This window comes from Vibrio sp. VPAP30 (assembly GCF_001188205.1).
GTDB lineage: Bacteria > Pseudomonadota > Gammaproteobacteria > Enterobacterales > Vibrionaceae > Vibrio > Vibrio bivalvicida.
Genome location: NZ_LBLS01000039.1, coordinates 23,200 through 44,767, shown reverse-complemented (window position 1 = coordinate 44,767; position 21,568 = coordinate 23,200). Strand labels below are relative to the sequence as shown.

The 21,568-nt window shown below is 44.8% G+C and carries 21 protein-coding genes; 4 read left to right on the top strand and 17 right to left on the bottom strand.

All coding sequences use genetic code 11. The features are described from left to right. Positions 1-86 precede the first annotated feature (86 nt). The gene (gene ilvY, locus ZX61_RS20000; RefSeq protein WP_049846366.1) at positions 87-977 is read left to right on the top strand and encodes an HTH-type transcriptional activator IlvY; all 891 of its coding nucleotides are present in this window, start codon (positions 87-89) and stop codon (positions 975-977) included. A 214-nt stretch (positions 978-1,191) separates the two neighbouring features. On the opposite strand, the gene hemN is transcribed toward ilvY, so the two are convergent. The 5 genes from hemN to ZX61_RS19975 all read right to left on the bottom strand — a co-directional run bounded on the left by hemN (position 1,192) and on the right by ZX61_RS19975 (position 5,808). Next, positions 1,192-2,580, bottom strand: a complete 1,389-nt coding sequence (hemN, locus tag ZX61_RS19995; RefSeq protein ID WP_049846365.1) for an oxygen-independent coproporphyrinogen III oxidase — start codon at positions 2,578-2,580, stop codon at positions 1,192-1,194. 184 nt (positions 2,581-2,764) lie between these two features. Further along, positions 2,765-3,253, bottom strand: a complete 489-nt coding sequence (locus tag ZX61_RS19990; RefSeq protein ID WP_049846364.1) for a DUF2489 domain-containing protein — start codon at positions 3,251-3,253, stop codon at positions 2,765-2,767. Positions 3,254-3,262: 9 nt separating this feature from the next. Continuing rightward, a complete protein-coding gene (yihI, locus tag ZX61_RS19985; protein WP_049846363.1) occupies positions 3,263-3,826 on the bottom strand; it encodes a Der GTPase-activating protein YihI in 564 nt (187 codons plus the stop codon). Beyond that, positions 3,826-4,464: a class I SAM-dependent methyltransferase gene (locus tag ZX61_RS19980; RefSeq protein WP_049846416.1), complete on the bottom strand. Its 639-nt coding sequence runs from the start codon at positions 4,462-4,464 to the stop codon at positions 3,826-3,828. Before ZX61_RS19980 ends, yihI begins: the two co-directional genes overlap by 1 nt. A 726-nt stretch (positions 4,465-5,190) precedes the next feature. Beyond that, positions 5,191-5,808: a c-type cytochrome gene (locus tag ZX61_RS19975; protein WP_049846362.1), complete on the bottom strand. Its 618-nt coding sequence runs from the start codon at positions 5,806-5,808 to the stop codon at positions 5,191-5,193. 156 nt (positions 5,809-5,964) lie between these two features. Here ZX61_RS19975 and yihA point away from each other — a divergent pair, with 156 nt between their 5' ends. Further along, positions 5,965-6,630: a ribosome biogenesis GTP-binding protein YihA/YsxC gene (gene yihA / locus ZX61_RS19970; RefSeq protein WP_049846361.1), complete on the top strand. Its 666-nt coding sequence runs from the start codon at positions 5,965-5,967 to the stop codon at positions 6,628-6,630. Between the two features lie 499 nt (positions 6,631-7,129). On the opposite strand, the gene ZX61_RS24735 is transcribed toward yihA, so the two are convergent. From ZX61_RS24735 to hemB, 4 genes are all read right to left on the bottom strand, one after another. Continuing rightward, positions 7,130-7,177, bottom strand: a complete 48-nt coding sequence (locus tag ZX61_RS24735) for a hypothetical protein (protein WP_438356636.1) — start codon at positions 7,175-7,177, stop codon at positions 7,130-7,132. A 193-nt stretch (positions 7,178-7,370) separates the two neighbouring features. Then, positions 7,371-10,163, bottom strand: coding sequence for a DNA polymerase I (polA, locus tag ZX61_RS19965; RefSeq protein WP_049846360.1), 2,793 nt, complete (start codon positions 10,161-10,163; stop codon positions 7,371-7,373). 607 nt (positions 10,164-10,770) lie between these two features. Then, entirely contained in the window at positions 10,771-11,226 is a 456-nt protein-coding gene (locus ZX61_RS19960; RefSeq protein WP_049846359.1) for an acetyltransferase, read from the bottom strand. A 65-nt stretch (positions 11,227-11,291) separates the two neighbouring features. Continuing rightward, complete coding sequence (hemB, locus tag ZX61_RS19955) at positions 11,292-12,341, bottom strand: porphobilinogen synthase (RefSeq protein ID WP_049846358.1); 1,050 nt, start codon at positions 12,339-12,341, stop codon at positions 11,292-11,294. 147 nt (positions 12,342-12,488) lie between these two features. Between hemB and ZX61_RS19950 the strand changes: the two genes are divergently transcribed. Next, on the top strand, positions 12,489-13,250 hold the full coding sequence (locus tag ZX61_RS19950; RefSeq protein WP_049846357.1) for a TatD family hydrolase: 762 nt from the start codon (positions 12,489-12,491) through the stop codon (positions 13,248-13,250). Between the two features lie 132 nt (positions 13,251-13,382). Here the strand turns inward: ZX61_RS19950 and tatC are convergent, their stop codons facing one another. From tatC to rmuC, 7 genes are all read right to left on the bottom strand, one after another. Then, positions 13,383-14,132: a twin-arginine translocase subunit TatC gene (gene tatC / locus ZX61_RS19945; RefSeq protein ID WP_049846356.1), complete on the bottom strand. Its 750-nt coding sequence runs from the start codon at positions 14,130-14,132 to the stop codon at positions 13,383-13,385. Between the two features lie 64 nt (positions 14,133-14,196). Continuing rightward, a complete protein-coding gene (gene tatB / locus ZX61_RS19940) occupies positions 14,197-14,628 on the bottom strand; it encodes a Sec-independent protein translocase protein TatB (protein WP_049846355.1) in 432 nt (143 codons plus the stop codon). Between the two features lie 3 nt (positions 14,629-14,631). Next, positions 14,632-14,892, bottom strand: coding sequence for a Sec-independent protein translocase subunit TatA (tatA, locus tag ZX61_RS19935; protein WP_049846354.1), 261 nt, complete (start codon positions 14,890-14,892; stop codon positions 14,632-14,634). Positions 14,893-14,942: 50 nt separating this feature from the next. Continuing rightward, on the bottom strand, positions 14,943-16,577 hold the full coding sequence (ubiB, locus tag ZX61_RS19930) for a ubiquinone biosynthesis regulatory protein kinase UbiB (RefSeq protein WP_049846353.1): 1,635 nt from the start codon (positions 16,575-16,577) through the stop codon (positions 14,943-14,945). Further along, entirely contained in the window at positions 16,574-17,179 is a 606-nt protein-coding gene (locus ZX61_RS19925) for a ubiquinone biosynthesis accessory factor UbiJ (RefSeq protein WP_049846352.1), read from the bottom strand. Before ZX61_RS19925 ends, ubiB begins: the two co-directional genes overlap by 4 nt. 11 nt (positions 17,180-17,190) lie before the next feature. Further along, a complete protein-coding gene (gene ubiE / locus ZX61_RS19920; RefSeq protein ID WP_049846351.1) occupies positions 17,191-17,973 on the bottom strand; it encodes a bifunctional demethylmenaquinone methyltransferase/2-methoxy-6-polyprenyl-1,4-benzoquinol methylase UbiE in 783 nt (260 codons plus the stop codon). 56 nt (positions 17,974-18,029) lie between these two features. After that, a complete protein-coding gene (gene rmuC / locus ZX61_RS19915) occupies positions 18,030-19,580 on the bottom strand; it encodes a DNA recombination protein RmuC (RefSeq protein ID WP_049846350.1) in 1,551 nt (516 codons plus the stop codon). A gap of 167 nt (positions 19,581-19,747) precedes the next feature. Between rmuC and ZX61_RS19910 the strand changes: the two genes are divergently transcribed. After that, positions 19,748-20,653, top strand: coding sequence for a DMT family transporter (locus tag ZX61_RS19910; RefSeq protein ID WP_049846349.1), 906 nt, complete (start codon positions 19,748-19,750; stop codon positions 20,651-20,653). A gap of 27 nt (positions 20,654-20,680) precedes the next feature. Here the strand turns inward: ZX61_RS19910 and ZX61_RS19905 are convergent, their stop codons facing one another. Continuing rightward, positions 20,681-21,505 (bottom strand): HDOD domain-containing protein, encoded by an 825-nt coding sequence (locus ZX61_RS19905; RefSeq protein WP_049846348.1) that lies wholly within the window; start codon positions 21,503-21,505, stop codon positions 20,681-20,683. Between the last annotated feature and the right edge of the window lie 63 nt (positions 21,506-21,568).

The window sequence follows — 21,568 nt, the reverse complement described above, 5'->3', positions numbered from 1 at the left end:
CCATACTAAAACAGGTATTTAGTTGCTTAAAGTGATATATTCACAATTAGTAATTGCAATTAATGCAACAAGGATGTGACCATTTCATGAACATTAAGTGTCTGCAGTTGTTCATTCATCTGTGTGATAGTAAGAGCTTCGCGAAGACGGCTTCGGCGATGCATATCAGCCCGTCAGCCCTGAGTCGACAGATACAAAAACTGGAAAACGACACTGCTCAAGTGCTGTTTGTGCGAGATAATCGCAGCGTTGAGCTGACCCCAGCCGCGAAAAAGCTTTTGCCTGTCGCATTAAACATTCTTGGTGAGTGGCAAAACTACAACGCCCAACTCAAAGGCCATGAAGAAGAACTGAAAGGTGAAATTCGTCTCTTTTGCTCGGTGACGGCCAGTTACAGCCATCTGCCTGAACTCTTGTCCGAGTTTCGTCTTCAGCATCCGTTTATTGAATTTAAGCTTTCAACCGGAGATCCAGCGCAGGCCATTGATAAGGTATTGAGCGATGAAGTGGATATCGCGATTTCTGCCCAGCCTGAGCAACTGCCCGCTCGAATTGAGTTTGAAACCATCAGTGAAATTCCCCTTTCCGTGATTGCTCCAGTCGGGGTAAGTAACTTTGCTAAGGAGCTGCAAAAAGAGCAGCCGGATTGGTCGACAATTCCGTTTATCGTTCCTGAGTCAGGTACCGCCCGAGACCGCGCCAACGCTTGGTTTAAGGCAATGAAGATTAAGCCTAATATCTACGCCCAAGTTTCTGGTCATGAAGCGATCGTCAGTATGGTAGCACTTGGTTGCGGTGTGGGAATCGCCCCCGATGTGGTGATCAATAACAGCCCTGTTAAGGAAAAAATCGAGCGCTTAAAGGTCGCTTCGATAAAACCCTTTAAACTCGGCGTGTGCTGCAAACGCTCGCAGCTTGATAACCCACTGGTCAAAGCACTGTGGGAAATGGCTCACGATACCTATATCGCGCCCTAACTATAAACGCAGATACAACAAAGCCACCGCTTTTTCAGATCGAAAGAATAACGGTGGCTTTTGCATTTAAAGTAGTTTTCTAGATAGTTGGAGTCACAGCTAGGCGTCGAATAACCTTATTCCCATGAGCATAGTCCGCGATGTGATTGGGACGGCCGGCGCTCCGGGGAGGTTGTGAAGACAACGACGCTGTGGCTTCAAATATGACGAAAACTTAAATGACTCGGGAAAACTGCTGCTGACGCGCCTTAGCCCTTAAATACTTATCGAAACACATACAGATGTTACGGATCAGTAGGCGACCACGCAGTGTGACGCGAATTTCTTTGTCATCCACTTCCACCAGTTCATCATTGATAAACGTCTGTAGTAGCTGCAAGTCTTCTTTAAAGTAGTCATTAAAAGTCACCTTAAACTCAGACTCAATCATGGTCTTATCAAGTTTAAAGTTACAGATAAGCTGTTTAATAACTTCACGACGAAGTAAGTCATCACTATCAAGGGCTACCCCTTTCCATAGAGCATGACGCAGGTCGTTCACTTGCGCGTAGTACTTCTTCAGCTCTTTTTGGTTTTGCGCGTAAGCATCGCCAATCATAGAGATCGCTGACACACCAAAGCCCACTAAGTCCGCTTCGCCTTGAGTGGTGTAACCTTGGAAGTTTCGGTGAAGCACACCATTACGCTGAGCAACCGCAAGCTCATCATCTGGCTGAGCAAAGTGATCCATACCGATAAACTGATACCCTGCACCAGTCAGTGTCGAGATAGTATCTTGCAGGATCGCCATCTTCTCTTCTGCTACGGGTAGGTCTTCATCTTTAATCTTGCGCTGCGCTGCAAATAGCTGTGGCATGTGCGCATAGTTAAAGATAGACAAGCGGCCTGGCTGCATTTGCAAAACCTGAGCTAAGGTTTCGGCAAAACGTGCTTGAGTCTGTTTCGGCAAGCCGTAGATCAGATCTAAGTTAGTCGAACGGAAGCCAAGTTGTTTGGCACGCTCAACCATGGCAAAGATGAATTCTTCATCCTGCTCACGGTTAACCAGCTTTTGAACTTCTTTATTGAAGTCTTGCACACCAATACTTAGGCGATTAAATCCTTCACTTCGCAAGTGGTCGAGCACATCGAGTTCGATTTCGCGCGGGTCAACTTCGATACTAATTTCAGCGTCACCTTCGAAATTAAACTCATCACGCAGAATATTCATCACTCGGCTTATTTGTGCCTTGGTCAGGAATGTCGGCGTACCGCCACCGAAATGCAGCTGTGTCACTTTACGCCCTTGAAGCAATGCCGCTCGAGTACGAACCTCTAGCTCTAATACATCCAAGTACTCATCAGCCTTATGGGCGTGACGTGTAATAACCTTATTGCAGCCACAGTAGTAACAAAGCTTGTGGCAGAAAGGGATATGGATATAAAGAGAAAGCGGTCTGTCTGGGTACTGAGTGCACGCCATATCGTAGTCCGCTACCGTGAATGCTTCATGAAACTCCAAAGCGGTTGGGTATGAGGTATACCGAGGACCCGAATAGTTGTATTTATCCAGGATGGCTTGATCCCAGACTATTTGCTGGCTTGCGACGACATGCTGCGACATGATGGTATTTCCGTTTGGGCTATAATGCTTCGTTTGGCTACACGAGCCATTATTGTTAGCAGGCTATTTTGCCACACCTCGATATCACTGGTTGTGGGACAGGCTGCTTTTTGAGTAGCAATACTCAGAATTGATAACTCGATCACTCCCTCTAAAGGGTAGTCGAAGGAGCTATAAAACCAATCTAGACCATTTGGATGTTGATCTGATTGTTGAGAGGTTGAACCTTTTTCTGCAGGCGTTTCAGCTCTTCAACGATGGCTTCCTGAAGGAGAGACTCTGCCTTATGGCGCTCAAGGTTTTGCTTCATGCGCTCTTTTTTCGCTAGCGTTTGACGCTCTTCACCACGAGCCATATCTTTGACAATATGGAACAGCTCTGAAGTCGCCGGAAACTCCTTTTCAAAATCAACACGCTCTTCACCTTGGACATAATCCATGATGTTGTAGAGGCGGATGCTAATTTCCGACAAGTCACACTGCTCTTGGATACCCGCTAAGCAAAGAACATTGACGCTTTCAAAGATATTGGCATTGCGCTTTTCAATTGCCAGCTTCTGGTGCTGCAATTGCAATTCCTTTTGCTTCTTGAGCTGGAGCAGAAGGTAACCTGCGTATGATGCTAGGCCGAGAATAATGGCTCCACCTAAAATGGCTAACAAGGTTACATTCATGAGGCTCGATTATCCTTTAAATTGGTTCAAGTCTAAGTCTTCGAATTGAGAGAGTAGTTCATCATCTGAATCAGCTTTCTTGCTCGGTTTTTTCTTTGCTACTGGTTGCTCGACAACTTGCTCTTCAAGTTCTTCTTCAGGCTCTTCTTCGTAGATACCTAGCTGTTTCATTAGTGCTTCGATACGCGCTAGTTTCTCATCTACGTATTTCTGCAAACCATCGCCTAAGTTATCGCCATTATCAAGACGATCAAGCAATACGTTAAGTTGCGCATCACTTTCTAGCATCGCTAGCTCTTTCTCTGCATTGATACGGCGCTCAGCCTTAGTTGGCTTCTTCACTGCTTCAGCCACTAGAGGGATCTTCTTTTTGCTGCCTAAACGCGGATCACGCTTTTGACCTGCCGTCTGTTGCTTCTGATCTTTTGCTTCAGAGTGACGACCACCAGTCTTCAGACCTTTGCGCTTTTTGTCTTTCTTACGTAGACGTCCTTCAACGTCTGATTGAGTGCGGTTGCGAACAACGATAACGTCGCTATTGCCACCGGATCTTGCTTTCTTACTACGGCTCATTACTGGGCTTTCCTCAGTAAAATTACATCATTACCAATAAATTCAAGCTTGAGCTGATCCCGCTCTGCCAAATAGTGAAACGTTTTACGACTAAAGAACACCACATGGGTCTGATCGTTTTTATAGTGCCATGAGGCAAACGCTTCAACATCAATGACCATCTTGGTCATAAGACCAATCCAGCCACCTGGCTTAACTAAATTCAACCATTGCTGCCACACCTTATTCGGTTCATAGAGGTGCTCTATCACCTCTGTGGCAGTTATAAAGTCATACGATTTTTCTAACACCGAAACTTCAGGGTGATAATAGATATCGTATAATTTCATGGTGTGTCCTTGCTCTTGCAACATCAATGACAATGTTGGACCAGGTCCACAACCAAAATCTAACCCATGAGAGTTTGGTTCAATACGCTCTAATATGGGGTCAACCACCCGAGATAAAAAGCGTCGATACCCTTGATCATTTGGGTCATTCTCATGCAAATCGTAGTGGGCTTTCTCTTGTTTTGCATCCAATCGCTGATCTGGATTAACAAACACAAGCTCACATTGCAGGCACTGTAAATACTCTCGACGTTTGTCTTGGTAGTAGCGCTGAGTCTCCAAGCTTTGACAAAGGGGGCAACTATGCATATTGGGTGCGTTTAACATATCCTCAAACGGGATGCGAAACATACCAGAAACTGGCGTTAGAGTGGAGCACTATTGTGCAAATAATCATCACTTCATAAAAAATAGCAATAAAAAAAGCGATAGAGTTACCTATCGCTTTCTAAATGCCTTGCGGCCAAACTGTGTTGCACTGATTTCAGTGCACCAATATTCCATTTGTTTTTAGTGCTTTCCCTGCCAAAAGTGTTGTTTGCCACCATCCTGGTGAATTTTGGCCTTCCATTAACTTCCTGATGCCTGGGCTAGTCCTTAGCCTGATCCGTTTCACTGTCTTAAACCATTAGACAAGTCGACCATCCCTATCAAGTAGATTTCCTACCTACCCTGCATCCTTTCTATAACTACCAAGTTTCCATTACTTGCGTCCGTGGAGACTTCCTAGTCTTAATTCCGTTATCAGCACCCTGCCGATGAGTACACTTTAGCTACTTGGTAAAATTGAACAATCCATTGAGAGCAAAAAAACTCACTTTTTTATGGCCAAATTTTCACAGCTCTATTTTTCAATAAGTTACAAAATAGCAGAGGCAATTTACACAACTAAGTATGGACGATCTCTTACAAGAGATAAGGAAAGATCACTCACCCCAACCATAGAGAGAATGTGATCGTTCTCAAACGAAAAAGCCCAAGCAAACTGCTTGGGCTTTTTCATTACAACTTTATGCTCGAACGAATAAGTAGGGCTTAGTGTAGGCCACCAACATATTTAGAAAGAGTATCGATATCTTCATCCGTGAGTTTTTTCGCGATATCACGCATCATCTCGTTCATATCGTTTCCACGAGAACCATCACGGAATTTTACTAGCTGAGCTTTGATGTAGTCAGCATGCTGGCCAGAAATTTTCGGGAAGCCAGACAGCTCTGTACCATCACCACGGGGACCATGGCAGGCAATACATGCAGTTAGTCCACGCTCGGCATCACCAGAGGTATAAAGTACTTTACCCGTATCGACCACATTCTCCGGTGTAGTATTGTGAGAAATAGGTAGAGATGCGTAATAAGCCGCCAGGTCTTTCATATCTTCCTCAGATAGTGGCATAGCCATACCACTCATCACAGGATCCATACGACCTTGCTTACCATTACTAGTCATACCCAACTTGAACTCTTTCAGCTGCTTTTCAATATACTTAGCATGCTGACCTGCAATTTTCGGGTACATAGCGAGTTGACTGTTGCCATCAGCACCATGGCAGGCAACACAGGTTTGGGATTTTGCTTTACCAGCTTCAATGTTACCTTGGGCCCACACGGAGCAGCTGGCTAAAAGACTCAAGATTAGCGCTAATTTCTTCATGACATTCCATTATAATTATCAAGCTTCCGGTACCACTTGCAGGGCGTGTTGACCTTTTCATGGTACAATAGGCGACCTTATGCCGAGCACGGTTATTTTACACAATTTCACAAAAAAGTAATCAATCGACTACACAAAGTCGAGATGGAGTTAACAGTGAGCGTAAAAATTCATTATCAAAACACCCATTTCATCACGAGTGCACCTGATATTCGTCACTTGCCAGAAGATGAAGGTATCGAAGTTGCGTTTGCAGGACGCTCCAATGCGGGTAAGTCTAGTTCTTTAAACCGCCTAACGAACCAACGCAGCCTTGCAAAAACCAGTAAAACACCTGGTCGTACACAACTCATTAACCTTTTTAAGGTTACCGATGGTTGTCATATCGTCGATTTACCAGGTTATGGTTTTGCTCAAGTCCCCCTAGAAATGAAGAAAAAGTGGCAAAAGTCTTTAGGTGAGTACTTGCAAAAGCGCCAATGTCTAAAAGGCTTAGTCGTATTAATGGATATCCGTCATCCAATGAAAGATCTCGATCAACAGCTTATCTTTTGGGCGGTGGACAGTGGTATTCCAGTTCAAGTACTACTGACGAAAGCAGACAAACTGAAGAGCGGAGCACGCAAAGCCCAAGTTTTGAAGATCAAGAAAGATGCCGTTGGTTTTGGCGGTGATGTCAGTGTCGCAGCGTTTTCTTCACTGAAGGGACTTGGAGTCGACACACTACGCAGCAAACTCGATCAGTGGTTTGCTCCAGCGCTCACTGAATCGGTTGTCGAAGAAATCATCGAAGAAGAAAATCTCGATAACGAACAAGAGTAACTATTCAACAGCGACTTTATTGATTAGCCCTGCCCTAACAAGCAGGGCTTTTTTGTCTGCCTAGAAAAATAAAAGCCCCACCATCCTGGCGGGGCAACGGGAGAGAAATAGTCGTTATTAGTTATTATACGTTTAGGATTATGTATCTCGGTACTTAAATCAATATGCTGAAAGGCGGTATAATTTGCTATGCACGCCTCTCCATAAAAAAATAAACATTTGAAAGTAAACGTAATTAGTCTACAAAAAGTCTATTTTATTGCTATCTAGCCGCTTTAGTTTCCCAGCCAAAATAACCAAACTGTGACTGGTATTAATTTACAAACTTTCGGTAAATTACATTCAACCTAATTGAACTAATGTTAATCAGGACTTTTCAACGCAAATTAGGATTAAATTAGAAGGTTGTTGGCTTTCATAGGTATCGTATTGATATTTATGGATTTTTCTTTAGCACAATAAAAAACGCCCCAGTCAAAAGCTGACTGGGGCGGCTGAATCAGCCTAATCCAATAACGTGAAACAAAAGGTCTGAAAGATAGAACATCTTACCTCTGTACCCTACGCAGATTAATGTACAACAATTGGTCAGAAATGAAAACTATTTTTGTAAGTTTTTTTCATTAAAATTTTGTTAAGCAACATTTGGGCTCAAATCCATTTAACTTTTTTAGAACCAAAAAAAAGCCAACGTTTGTGCGCTGGCTCATGCAAAAGTGACATTTTAGGCGATTTTTTGCTTAGTGCGCCTGATCCCAGTTATCTCCATGACCAGCATCTGCGACCAAAGGGACATCAAGCTGTACTGCGGATTCCATCAATTGTTGTACTTTACTTTCAATTTCGGCTAAAGCTGACTCTTGTACTTCAAATACCAATTCATCATGAACTTGCATTAGCAGTTTAACGCGTCCATCACCTTCAGCTTGAATCCACTCATCAACTAATAGCATAGCTTTCTTGATAATGTCGGCGGCTGTTCCTTGCATTGGCGCGTTGATCGCTGCTCGTTCTGCTGCTTTACGACGCATACCATTACGTGACTTGATCTCAGGAAGGTGCAAACGGCGACCAAAGATAGTTTCAACATAACCCTGCTCTGCAGCCGCACTGCGAGTATCTTCCATATACTGCATCACACCAGGGTAACGCTCGAAATACTTGTTCATGTAGTCTTGTGCTTCCCCACGAGGAATACCGAGCTGCTTAGCTAAACCAAACGCACTCATACCGTAGATAAGGCCGAAGTTAACTGCTTTCGCGCGGCGACGTTGTTCTGAGCTGACTTGTTCAATAGTCGTACCCATGATCTCAGCAGCAGTGGCTGCATGGATATCTTTCCCTTGCTGGAACGCTTCTAACAGCGCTTTATCACCCGACAAGTGCGCCATGATACGCAGCTCAATTTGCGAGTAATCGACCGCCATGATCTTATAACCGTGCGGTGCAATAAATGCCTGACGGATGCGGCGACCTTCCTCATTGCGGATTGGAATATTCTGCAAGTTAGGATCGGTAGAAGAAAGACGACCGGTTGCGGTTACCGCTTGATGATAAGAGGTATGCACACGCCCTGTTTCTGGGTTAATCATCTTCGGCAGTTTGTCGGTATAAGTCGACTTTAGCTTGGCCAAACCACGGTACTCGAGAATCAGCTTAGGTAGTGGGTAATCCAATGCCAGCTCTTGTAGCACTTCTTCGTTAGTCGAAGGCGTACCTGAAGGTGTCTTCTTGGTCACCGGTAAACCCATCTTCTCGAACAGAATTGCTTGAAGCTGCTTTGGCGAATTCATGTTGAATTCCTGCTCAGCAATCTCAAATGCTTTCTGTTCTAATTCATCAAGACGTTGAGCTATCTCTTGCGACTGAGCAGATAACTTCATGTCATCAATCAGAACCCCAGTACGTTCAATACGAGAAAGCACAGGCACCAGAGGAACCTCAATATCTTGGTAGATACCTTCCAGCTTCTCATCCTGCTCAATGTTAGTCATAAGTCGGTTATGAAGGCGTAGCGTAACATCAGCATCTTCTGCCGCGTAAGGTGATGCTTGATCGAGCTCGATTTGATTGAACGTCAGTTGTTTTTTACCTTTACCGGCAATTTGCTCGAAAGAAATACAACTGTGCTGAAGGAAACGCAGCGCCAAGCTGTCCATATCATGTTTACCACCAACACTGTTATAAACGTAAGACGCTAACATGGTGTCATGCTTAATGCCTTTCATCTCAATGCCGTAACGCGCTAACACGCTCGCATCGTACTTAAGGTTCTGACCCACCTTAGCTTGAGCATCATCTTCTAAGATAGGTTTTAGTTGCGCCAGAACCCAATCACGCTCTAGCTGCGCAGGTGCATCTAGGTAATCGTGGGCAACAGGCACATATGCTGCAACACCTTCTTCGGTTGCAAATGATAGACCAACAAGGTTAGCAACCATGTAATCCAAGCTATCGGTTTCCGTATCGAAAGCAAACACCTCGGCTGCTTTTAGCTTCTCTAGCCAAGCATTGAATGAAGACTCATCTAGGATGGTTTCATACTGACTACGGTCGATCGTCACTGCCGATGTGTCGATATCTGCTGCAGAATCAGAAGAGGCAGCACTCCGAGCACCCAACTTCTCATCAGCCTCAACCACACCGGTGCCACCATCAAGAAGTTCGTTTAGCCAAGATTTAAACACCAACTGACCATACAGTTTGATCAACTCATCTTTGTTAGGCTCAGTTTTAAGCAGAGACTCAGGCGTCTCTTCTAACTCTACATCCAGTTTGATCGTCGCAAGGTCATAAGACAGACGTGCATTTTCTTCATTGTCGAGTAGCTTTTTCGCCATGGTTTTCGAACCGCGAAAACCTAATGGAGCGATGTCATCGAGGCTTTCATACAGTTTGTTAATGCCGCCAATACCTTGCAGCAAAGCAGTCGCGGTTTTATCACCAACACCCGGCACACCAGGAATGTTATCGACCTTATCCCCCATCAAGGCAAGGTAGTCGATGATCAATTCAGGTGGAATACCAAACTTCTCAACCACACCTTCACGATCCATCACCACATTAGTCATGGTGTTGATCAAAGTAACATTGTCATCTACTAATTGCGCCATATCTTTATCACCGGTACTGATTAACACAGGCATACCAGCTTGGGATGCTTGGTAAGCCAGCGTACCAATAACATCATCGGCTTCTACGCCCACAGTACAGATCAATGGCAAACCCATCGCGCGGATCACGTTGTGCAAAGGCTCAATCTGACAGCGCAGATCATCGGGCATTGGAGGACGGTTTGCCTTGTACTCTGGATACATATCATCACGGAAGGTTTTTCCTTTTGCATCAAAGACAACCGCTATACGATCTGAAGAGAACTGACGCATCATGCTACGAAGCATGTTGACCACACCATAAACGGCATTGGTTGGAATTTCGCCATTACTCATCGTTTCTGGATAAGCGTGGAATGCGCGGTATAAATAAGAAGAACCGTCAATTAAAATCAACGGATTATCAGGAATGTTGGCCATAGTCTTTACGTATCCAAAGAAAATGCAAAAAAGATCTGCTTAGGATGCCATGACTGGTTCAGCGAATCCATTTTAACTCTTTGAACTCTACTCACACATTTGGTTATTCCTTTATCACCTCACTCACTCCCCTGTGGATAACTCTGTTTATATTATTTACCCACAGGATATAAAACAGTGCACAAAAAAAACAAAACAGACCTCAAGTAATTGTAAATAAAAAATAAATTATCCGATCGATCGTTTAAAGATCGATCCTGTAATGATCTTGCGTTGTGGAAAAGACTACTGGTGTCCTTTTGTTCGAAGCGAAATAGCAGGCATAAAAAAAGCGACATCTTTCGATGTCGCCTAGCAAAAAGGGGTCAAAGCAATTCAGGTGAATGAGGTGCTTTGCCATAAAGCTATAAATTACACTGGAAGCAATGTGAGCAATGTCGTGTCAAAAAGAACTCGTGCAAGTTCGATTAAGTTCAGTGTCATCACCGTCTCCAATTGTGAATCTGGTAACTCAACATCCTTGTGAACTTCTCTCATTCCCTAAGACGAGATAAATAATAACCATTCTCATTTAATACGTCAACACCTAAATGAGAAAAAATCTCATTTAATTTTTATGACACTCGCCTAACTGCTTTACAAAGTGAATTCGGCTCTCTAATAAAGGAGCTTTTTGTTCATAACTTTCAATAAGATAACCATTATTAATCAGCAGTCTGAGCATAGCAGGAAATTGGTTACGTGATTTCACTTTAAGCTGTTTGTAGCCCTGCTCTGTTACCCATTGCTCCTGAATATCTAATAATTTTTGCGCCACCCCTTTGTTTCTCGCTAAACAAGACACGCCACCAAACCAGCTGTAGAACGTCGTTTCGTCGATCTGGTAACCAATCTTGAACCCTAGGATGTCGTCACCTTGTTGCGCTACCTGGATCAAAGAGCGCTGCTTCCCTTCTAAACGTGCAGACAAGCTCTCAACGGTCTCTTTATGGGCAAATTCCGCGATCTGCTCAACGACCTGAACACACTCTTCCAATGTACCTAGGCGATATTCAATACTCACTACTACTCTCCAAACTAAAAAAGGCTGACAAACGCCAGCCTTTGATATTTTTTGCTTAATTTGCGCTACGCTTGGTCGTCTTTTAAGAACGTCGCCGCTTGCGCATTTTCTTCCGCTAGCCACTCAGCGACATCTTTAGCAAAATAGGTGAGGATGCCATCCGCCCCTGCTCGCTTAAAGCACAGTAGAGATTCCATCACGGTATCACGCTCTTTTAACCAACCATTGGCAAATGCCGCTTTATGCATCGCATACTCACCAGATACCTGATAAGCAAAGGTTGGAACTTTAAGTTCAGACTTAACGCGGCGAACAATATCAAGATAAGGCATACCAGGCTTAACCATAACCATGTCAGCGCCTTCATTCACATCCATCGCCACTTCATGAATCGCTTCATCGCTATTAGCAGGATCCATTTGGTAGTTTTTCTTATTGCCACCCTTAAGGTTGCTTGCACTACCGACCGCATCGCGGAAAGGTCCATAGTAACAAGAAGCGTATTTGGCAGAATAAGCCATGATCTGGGTATTGATGTGGCCTGCTTGCTCAAGCGCTTTACGAATCTCACCAATACGTCCATCCATCATGTCTGAAGGGGCAACGACATCGGCGCCGGCTTCTGCATGAGATAGAGCCTGTTTAACCAAGACTTTGGTTGTCTCATCGTTTAGCACGTAACCTTCTTCATCAATGATGCCGTCTTGACCATGAGTAGTGAATGGGTCAAGCGCGACATCCGTGATCACGCCGATTTCTGGAACATGCTCTTTCAGAGAACGAACCGCACGCTGAACCAATCCTTCAGGGTTGTAAGCTTCAGCAGCACATAGGCTTTTGGCATCTTGGTTGACCACAGGGAATAGAGCGATCGCAGGAACACCTAACTGAGCTAAGTACTGCGCCTCTTCTAGCATTAGATCAATCGACAAACGTTCGATACCCGGCATTGACTCCACGGTTTCGCGGCGATCTTTACCCATAAGAATAAACATTGGATAAATCAGATCGTTAACAGACAATTGGTTTTCAGCCATCAAGCGGCGGCTAAAGTCATGCTTGCGCAGGCGGCGCATACGACGGCCAGGGAATTGACCTTGAATCGAAACTGACACTCTATTCTCCTTGTGTGGTGAAAGTGCTTGAATTGCATAATATCACTCCAAGCCGACGACGCCAGAGAGAGTCGAGAAAAATGCAAAAAATGACCAAATGCTCACACTGCCGTATACTCTCAGCTCTAATAGATAGTGAGATAAGCAATGATTGATACCCACGCACATATTTACGCCACTGAATTTGATACTGATCGCGACCAAGTCGTCCAGCGCGCGTTGGCACAAGGCATTGATAAGATACTACTGCCAAACATTGATTTAGACTCTATCGAGCCGATGCTACGCACAGAAGCTGAGTACCCAGAAGTTTGTCGCTCGATGATGGGATTGCACCCTTGTTACGTCAACGCCGATGTTAAACAGAGCCTAGACATCATCCATTCTTGGTTTGATAAGCATAACTTTATCGCCGTCGGTGAAATTGGCATCGATCTGTACTGGGATAAAACCTTTAAAACCGAACAAGAGATGGCGTTTATTACTCAGCTCAATTGGGCAAAAGAGATGAAGCTGCCAGTAGTCATTCATACACGCGACTCAATAGAAAAGACCCTCACACTACTTAGCCAAGAACAAGATGGTTCATTAAGTGGAGTATTCCACTGTTTTGGTGGCACTGTTGAAGAAGCCCAAGCGATCAATGATCTCGGCTTTCATCTTGGGCTTGGTGGCGTTTCGACGTTTAAAAATGGTGGCATGGATAAAGTGATTCCACATCTAGATATGGACTACGTTATCTTAGAAACCGACTGCCCTTATCTCGCTCCGGTTCCTCATCGTGGCAAACGCAATGAACCTGCGTATACCTCGCTCGTTGCTCAGCGCGTCGCTGACCTAAGAGAAATCAGTGTCGAACAAGTGGATAGCCTCACCACTCACAATGCCAAAACGCTGTTTAGTCTTTAGCTCTCCAGCTCTCCAGCTCTCCAGCTTTCCAGCTTTCCAGCTTTCCAGCTTTCCAGCTTTCCAGCTTTCCAGAAAATAGAAAGGGGTCGATAGTTAACTATCAACCCCTTGATGTATCGCGTTCTAAGTGGATTACTCTTCCACTTGGTCCTCACTGTCACCTTTACGCACATAAAAGCGCGCAAAGAACAAACCAACCTCAAACAGTAGGCACATAGGAATCGCCAATAGCGTTTGCGAGATCATATCTGGCGGCGTCAGCATCATCCCGACCACAAAGGCACCAACAATAATATACGGACGCTTCTGACTTAAGCTCTTAGGATCAGTCGCCCCTGTCCAGCAAAGCAAGATAATGGCTACAGGCACTTCAAAGGCAATACCAAATGCTAGGAATAACGCCAAGACAAAATCGAGATAGCTAGAAATATCCGTCGCAAACTCTACTCCACCAAGTGAAATAGCAGTAAAGAAGCCAAACACTAACGGAAATACCACAAAATAAGCAAAAGCAACACCGCAGTAGAACAGCAACGAGCTAGAGAACATCAGTGGCATGATTAAACGACGTTCGTGTTTGTATAAGCCAGGAGCAACAAACGCCCACACCTGGTAAAGAATAAACGGAACCGCGACAAAAATAGACGCGATTAAAGTCAACTTTAGTGGCGTAAAGAAAGGAGATGCCACATCGGTAGCAATCATGGTTGCCCCTTCAGGTAGACGCTCTACCAAAGGTGCTGAGACAAACTCATAGATGTCATTGGCAAAATAGATCAGCCCGATGAAAACCACCAATACCGCTACAATTGCTCGTAGCAGGCGATTTCTCAGCTCTAGTAAATGGCTGATCAAAGGTTGTGTCTGCTCAACAGAAGACATGGAAACCTCTACTCATAAAGATCGAAAAGGAGCTACTCCATAGCAGCTCCTCCTGTATGCGAGACTATTCGGCTTTTTTATCTGCCTGTGGCGCTGATTGAGTGTTTAGACTCTCAACCGCCCCTACTGAGTCATTGGCGTTCTGAGCAGGCTCAACAGTCTCGTTGGCCGCTTCAGCAATGTTCGTCGCTGATTCGCTTTTGCTCGCGTATGGGCGTTGAACATCTTGCGCAGCTTGCTTTAATTGCTCTACCGAAGACTTGAGCTCTGGAGATAAATCTTCCATTCCCATCTGCTCGGCTTTGCGCAAGTTTTCTTGTAGCTCTTGAACCTTAAGCTCATGTGAAAGTTCATCTTTCACACTGTTTGCCATGTTTTTCGCCGCACCAACAAACTTGGAAACACTACGAATGGCATGAGGCAAACGCTCAGGCCCAAGAACCACCAGCCCAACGACAGATATTAATACCAGTTCCCAAAAACCGATATCAAACACGATCTACGCCTGCTCTTTGTCTTTCTTAGTTTCAGCAGTCGCGTCTGTTTTCTGCTGCTCTACGCTCTTTTGCTGATCAACGGCTTTCTGCTCAAAGTCTGCGTCTTTCTTCTCTTTGTCAGACTCATCTTCGCTCATTGCTTTCTTAAAGCCTTTTACTGCACCGCCTAGGTCGCCACCGATACCACGTAGCTTCTTAGTACCAAATAGTAGAACCACGATGACAGCAATAATCAAAAGTTGCCAAATACTAATACCACCCATTCTTTTTACCTCGGGTCTTATTAAACAAATTAATTTCAAGAGTTTAACGTCTATTGACGATAAGCTCGCCAACTAAGCAACCAAAATGTGACCCCACCTAGGGCACTGGCCAGCGAAAGTTGCTCGTATGTGCTGTTGACCAATATTGCCGAGCATACGACTAATGTGGCTCCAACACCAAATAAAAATTTACCTGTTGCCTGCTGCCTTTTGCTAGAACGATAACCTTGGTAAAGCTGATCCATTCTCTGGTTCATCATTTTACCCTGACGCAAGCTGTCATACAGAAGCTCTGGCAGTTCAGGTAATTTCTCTGCCCAAAAAGGGGCGCGGTCTTTAACCGCATTGATCACTGCCTGAGGACCAACTTGGTTCATCATCCACTGTTCTAAAAATGGTTTAGCCGTTTCCCACAAGTCAAGCTGCGGATATAGCTGTCGTCCTAAACCTTCCACATAAAGCAGCGTTTTTTGTAGTAACACTAACTGCGGCTGGACTTCCATATTAAAGCGACGCGCGGTGTTAAATAGATTCAGTAGTACATGACCGAACGAAATTTCACACAATGGCTTAGCAAAAATCGGTTCACATACAATACGTATGGCAAACTCGAACTCATCGATGTTGGTTTCACGTGGAACCCAACCCGACTCAACGTGCAACTCGGCGACACGTCGGTAATCTCGGTTAAAGAAGGCTAAGAAGTTCTCTGCCAGATAGCGCTTATCTTCGCTGTTTAATGTACCGACGATGCCACAATCTAAACCTATCCAACGCGGGTTTTCTGGATGATCCGGTTCAACAAACACGTTGCCTGGATGCATATCCGCATGGAAAAAGCTGTCTCTGAATACCTGGGTGAAGAACACGCTTACTCCGCGCTCAGCCAACAGTTTCATATTAGTGCCGTTAGCTTTCAACCCTTCAATATCAGAAACTTGGAAGCCGTATATTCGCTCAGAAACCATGACAGTTTCATTACTAAAGTCGGTGATAACTTCAGGAACATATAGTTCTTCACTGGCTTCAAAGTTGCGTCGGAGTTGAATCGCGTTGGCAGCTTCTCGGCGTAAGTCCAATTCATCAAGCAAGGTCTTCTCATATTCACGCACCACTTCGACAGGTTTCAAACGACGTGCTTCAGGAAGTGCTTTGGCGACTATACGCGCCATGCGGTACATCAGTTTTAGATCTGCATCAATGACCGGACGAATATCTGGGCGAATAACCTTCAATACCACTTCTTGGTTAGTCGATTTTAGCTTAGCGGTATGTACCTGAGCGATTGAAGCAGAAGCAAGCGGTTCAATCGCGAAATCATCAAACCATGTCTCTAGTGAACCACCGAGTGCTTGTTCGATTTGCTGCTTGGCAAGCTGACCATCAAATGGTGAAACTTGGTCTTGCAGCATAGCAAGTGGATCAGCAATCTGGGGAGGAAAAAGATCTCGACGAGTCGACATCATCTGGCCAAACTTGATCCATACAGGGCCGAGCTCTTGCAATGCTAAACGCAGTCTGTCACCAAGTGGTTTCTCTGGGTGTTTGTTTTTAATCCAAAACAGACTTTTTCTTGCTAGCAGTGGCGCTTTAGTCAACTGGTGTGTTGGCAGTAGTTCGTCCAACCCATACTCTAGCTGAACACGGATGATCTGGTATAAACGACGCATCTCTGTTGGGGTCATGCGCGCTCCAACAGTTGATTCAATTTAGCCTCGACACGTGAAGCTTGGCTTTTCACTTCATCCACTTGGTCACAGAAATGCGCCACCTCTAGTGGTGCTGGCGCAATTTTCCACTCTTCTGTCAGGACTTGAGCAAGGTGGTCTTGATGTTTTGCGGCTTGCGACTTGAAGAATTGACCGACATTGGCAGCACCCTGAACCACAGTATGCGCAACAACATCCCCCGTCACGCGCGATAACCACTCTTCAATATCTGGTTTGCAATCCGTCATCAGTTGCGAAAACTTTTGTGCCAGCTGAATATCGCCTTCCAATACCAATTTATCTTGCTTGATCAGCTTAGTGATATTGGACTGCTCACGCAGTTCTGGCAGCACCGAGAGGTTCAATGATAAATAGCAATCCGGCTCACCTTCATAATTCGCCAAAACATCAATTTGCTGGCTAAAAATAAAGGTCAATGTCTTGTTCAGTTCTTTAAGGTGAACTTGAATCACTTGCCCTTTCAGGCGAGCAAGACGACGACCGAGCTCAGGGTCGTCGTTAATAAGAGTGTTGAGTGACGTTTCAATCACTGCAGTAACAAGAGGCTCAAATGGCATAACAACCGACCTTAGAACTTATAACCACGGTGAAGGGCAACGATCCCCCCCGTCAGGTTGTAGTAACTGGTTTGATCGAAGCCAGCTTCATTCATCATGCCCTTCAAGGTCTCTTGATTTGGGTGCATACGGATAGATTCCGCTAGGTAACGGTAGCTTTCCGCATCATTTGCCACCAACTCGCCCATTTTAGGTAGTAGATGGAATGAGTAGGTATCATAAATTTTTGATAATGGCTCTAGAACTGGTTTTGAAAACTCAAGCACCAATAAACGGCCACCTGGCTTAAGCACGCGGTACATAGATCGCAATGCTTTGTCTTTGTCGGTGACATTACGTAGACAGAAACTAATCGTAATTGCATCAAAATAATCGTCAGGAAACGGCAATTCTTCGGCGTTTGCTTGCACGTAGTGAACGTTACCGACAATACCGTTGTCACGCAGTTTGTCACGACCAACATTCAACATCGAGTTATTAATGTCAGCCAAAACCACATGACCTTTTTCACCCACGATGCGTGAAAACTTAGCAGTAAGATCCCCAGTACCACCACCTAGGTCTAAAACACGTTGACCAGGACGAACACCACTACAATCGATAGTGAAACGCTTCCAGAGGCGGTGAATACCACCCGACATTAAGTCATTCATAATGTCGTACTTAGCCGCCACAGAGTGGAAAACTTCAGCAACTTTCGTCACTTTCTCGTCTTTTGCTACGGTACTGAAACCAAAGTGCGTGGTTTCATTTGATTCTAAAGCTGTATTCGATTGCACGCTTGTATCCGTCATGATGATTCCTCTTCGAGCAGCGCATTGAATAAATACGACCTAAGCACTGCGGGCGATTAGTTTACTTTATCCTCATCCGGATGTCTTTGTACGAAAGAGTCATTTTTATCCAAGGCAGCATTTTCTGTGAAATGGTCATGTTGAGCGAGTTGTGCCAAATCATTGGATATTGGTTTTTTCACTTCAACGCCCAACTGTTTAAAGCTTTCCGCTTGGCGAATCACATTCCCGCGCCCTGTAGCGAGCTTGTTCATCGCCCCTTGATAATTTTGGTTGGCTCTATCTAATGCACCGCCAAGGCTTTCCATATCATCTACAAACAGACGCAGCTTGTCGTAAAGCTTGCTTGCGCGCTCGGCGATAACCTGAGCATTCTGGTTTTGCCGATCGTTACGCCATAGGTTATCGATCGTGCGCAGCGCCACGAGCAAGGTGGTTGGGCTGACCAAGATAATGTTTTGCTCCATCGCATCTTTTACCAAACTAGGGTCTGCTTGAATAGCCACCTGAAATGCAGGCTCCACAGGAATAAACATCAGCACATAGTCTAGGCTCTGAATGCCTTTTAGCTGATGGTAGTCTTTTTGAGATAGCCCTTTAATATGGGCCCGCAAGGCAAGTAAGTGGTCACTTAACGCTCGTTCTCGTTGGTTATCTGTTTCAGCATTAAAGTACCTTTCGTATGCTACCAAGGCCATTTTAGAGTCCACCACCACTTGTTTATCTTGCGGTAAGTGAACAATCACATCGGGCTGGTAGCGTTTACCCGCTTCATTTTGCAAACTGACCTGGGTTTGATATTCATGCCCTTCACGTAAGCCAGACTCCGCTAATACGCGCGCGAGTACGACTTCTCCCCAGTTGCCCTGCTGCTTGTTATCGCCCTTTAGTGCTTGAGTCAGATTAAGCGCTTCTTTGGTCATCTGCTCATTCAAGCGCTGTAAGTTCTTCAACTCATGAACTAAGGTATGGCGCTCTTTAGCTTCTTGATTAAAGCTGTCGTTGACTTGCTTCTTAAATCCTTCAAGTTGCTCTTTAAGGGGAGATAGCAAACCATCCAAACTCTGACGGTTTTGCTGATCCACTTTGGCAGTTTTAGATTCAAACAACTGGTTTGCAAGCTGCTCAAATTGCTGCTTAAGACGCTCTTCTGCCTGCTCTAACAGTTGCAGCTTCTCTTGGCTGGCTTTGTTTTGTTGCTCATGGCGTGCTTCTTGTTCACGTAACTGCGCTTCTAACTGCGATTTTTGCTCGCGAATCTGATTGAGGTCATCGGCATACTGCTGGCGTTCCTGCTTTACTGCTTCGAAGTAACGTAGCTTCTCTAGCACCGCCATCAACTTACCGTGAGACTGCTTTATCTCGTAAGCAGACTTATCACGTTCACCATCAAACTCGTCGAGTTCTTGCTGCGCCTCACGGAGTTCTTTTTGCAGTTGCTCAATTTGGCTGCTAGCAAGCTGCTGATTCGATTCCAATTGTTGTTCAAGAAGCTGATTGTCAAAGCGCATTTTCTGTTTGACCCACCAGCCGACAACCATGCCACTTGCTACGGCACCAGATAGGCCACTGATCAACATAGCTTGATGCTCAAGAATCCATTGCATAATAAAGATTTAACTATTCTGAATTAGATACTTTCAATGGTATTTTAGCACTGGATAAATGTCCAGTTTGTCGGCTAGATATCGAACAGCTAGACTAGGCGCTCACTACCCTGTCCCATACTTTTCACCAGTGAGTCTTAACTGGTTGGTTTTATTGAAGGAACATCATGAACGAGCGCCGTGCTTTAGGCTTAGGTTTATCAGCAGTATTACTCTGGTCAACGGTTGCCACCGCATTCAAACTCACCTTGGCTGAGTTTTCCCCTATTCAAATGTTGACTGTCGCCAGTATCACTTCCGCACTGGCACTGACGGTTATTTGTGCTGTGCAAGGTAAGCTTAAGACACTACCTAGCACATTTCTCTCCAACCCCGGGTATTACCTACTGTTAGGGCTGATTAACCCACTCGCTTACTACGTTATTTTGTTTAAAGCTTATGACTTACTTCCTGCTTCCCAAGCACAGGCGATCAATTACAGCTGGGCAATTACGCTCACCCTGATGGCGGCAGTATTTTTAGGCCAGAAAATACGTAAACAAGATTGGATTGCTTGTACGTTCAGCTACTTGGGGGTGATTGTTATTGCCACACAAGGCGATTTGCTTGGCTTAAACTTTGAGAGCCCGCTAGGGGTTGGCTTGGCTCTGTTTTCCACTCTACTTTGGGCAAGTTACTGGATTTTAAATACCAAAAACAAGGCAGACCCTGTTGTCGGCGTTTTACTCGGTTTTTTAGTCGCGATTCCATTTGCGATTGGTTTAACTCTTTATGAGGGGCTGAGCTTTAGCCAGATTTCGATGCAAGGCTGGCTGGCGGTCAGCTATGTGGGATTGTTTGAGATGGGAATTACCTTTGTTCTATGGCTAAGTGCTTTGAAGCTCACACAAAACACTTCCCGCTTAAGTAACCTTATTTTTGCTTCTCCTTTTATCTCGCTGATGCTTTTAGCCACCATTATTGGCGAGCAGATTCATCCTTCAACACTTGTTGGATTAGTACTAATAATTACCGGCTTGGTGATCCAACAGATTAATATTGGCAAAAAAAGTTTTGCCAAACAACCTGGATAACTAAAAGACTATTCTAGATAGGCCTACCTAGAATAGTTGGTAGGCCAATTCACTTCCTTGGCCACGAACCTCATCAATTTTTGGTACTACGGAGTGGCAAATATGCAGCGCAGATGCCGCTTTGCAGTTGGCAATATATTCGCGTTTTTCTCGCTCGTCCAACATCATATCCCAACGTTTATTCACATCACGCGAGAAATAGATAAGGCAGGCAAAACGTTTTGATTCAAGAGCTTGTCCAGGGTGGTTGACGTTTGCAATGGCATCAACTAACTCATGAGGAAACTTCCAAGTTTCCGCCAGCAGCGAGCCTAGTTGCTGCGCATCAATACCGATCACTTCTTGCTGCACTTTGGCTGCATTCTCACCATTTTGCACACGTTGTTGAATATCCACCGCCTTTTTGGGCTCCAGAGTGTGGATCATTAGCTCGCCAATATTGTGTAGGACACCAATAGTAAACGCCTCGCTCGGATCAAGCTTAATCTCTCTTGCTACTGTGCTTGCAATTGTGGCGACTTCGAACGTTTCAGCCCAGTAATCTTTAATGTTGAGCGTTTCTAGACGCGGAAAGGTTGAAACCAATATTGAAGAGGAAATCAGATTGCGTATTGGCCCAAGCCCAAGACGCACGATAGCATCATTGATATTGGTAATACCTTTTACTCCCCCATAAGCAGCAGAATTGGCCATTCTTAATACCCTAGCCAGTAACACCTGATCCATCGCCATTTTCTGGGACAACGCACTAAAGTCGATGGTTTCACGATTTACCATTTCCAATAATTCTTGGAGAACACTTTCGATACGTGGTAGCTCGTTAATACGAGAGATCAATGCTTCCTGACTCATAGAGCTTACTCCTTTATACCCTTTACTTTTTTATAAGTAAGTGTAGTACTAAAGTGTGAACTC

Bases quoted from the DNA above. Each gene is read 5' to 3' on its own strand.
- ZX61_RS19975 (WP_049846362.1), bottom strand. From the start codon at position 5,808: ATGAAGAAATTAGCGCTAATCTTGAGTCTTTTAGCCAGCTGCTCCGTG.
- ilvY (WP_049846366.1), top strand. From the start codon at position 87: ATGAACATTAAGTGTCTGCAGTTGTTCATTCATCTGTGTGATAGTAAG.
- yihI (WP_049846363.1), bottom strand. From the start codon at position 3,826: ATGAGCCGTAGTAAGAAAGCAAGATCCGGTGGCAATAGCGACGTTATC.
- tatA (WP_049846354.1), bottom strand. From the start codon at position 14,892: ATGGGTGGTATTAGTATTTGGCAACTTTTGATTATTGCTGTCATCGTG.
- ZX61_RS19980 (WP_049846416.1), bottom strand. From the start codon at position 4,464: ATGCATAGTTGCCCCCTTTGTCAAAGCTTGGAGACTCAGCGCTACTAC.
- tatC (WP_049846356.1), bottom strand. From the start codon at position 14,132: ATGTCTTCTGTTGAGCAGACACAACCTTTGATCAGCCATTTACTAGAG.
- ZX61_RS19905 (WP_049846348.1), bottom strand. From the start codon at position 21,505: ATGAGTCAGGAAGCATTGATCTCTCGTATTAACGAGCTACCACGTATC.
- rmuC (WP_049846350.1), bottom strand. From the start codon at position 19,580: ATGCAATGGATTCTTGAGCATCAAGCTATGTTGATCAGTGGCCTATCT.
- ZX61_RS19910 (WP_049846349.1), top strand. From the start codon at position 19,748: ATGAACGAGCGCCGTGCTTTAGGCTTAGGTTTATCAGCAGTATTACTC.
- polA (WP_049846360.1), bottom strand. From the start codon at position 10,163: ATGGCCAACATTCCTGATAATCCGTTGATTTTAATTGACGGTTCTTCT.
- ZX61_RS19990 (WP_049846364.1), bottom strand. From the start codon at position 3,253: ATGAATGTAACCTTGTTAGCCATTTTAGGTGGAGCCATTATTCTCGGC.
- hemN (WP_049846365.1), bottom strand. From the start codon at position 2,580: ATGTCGCAGCATGTCGTCGCAAGCCAGCAAATAGTCTGGGATCAAGCC.
- ZX61_RS19925 (WP_049846352.1), bottom strand. From the start codon at position 17,179: ATGCCATTTGAGCCTCTTGTTACTGCAGTGATTGAAACGTCACTCAAC.
- ZX61_RS19950 (WP_049846357.1), top strand. From the start codon at position 12,489: ATGATTGATACCCACGCACATATTTACGCCACTGAATTTGATACTGAT.
- ubiB (WP_049846353.1), bottom strand. From the start codon at position 16,577: ATGACCCCAACAGAGATGCGTCGTTTATACCAGATCATCCGTGTTCAG.
- ubiE (WP_049846351.1), bottom strand. From the start codon at position 17,973: ATGACGGATACAAGCGTGCAATCGAATACAGCTTTAGAATCAAATGAA.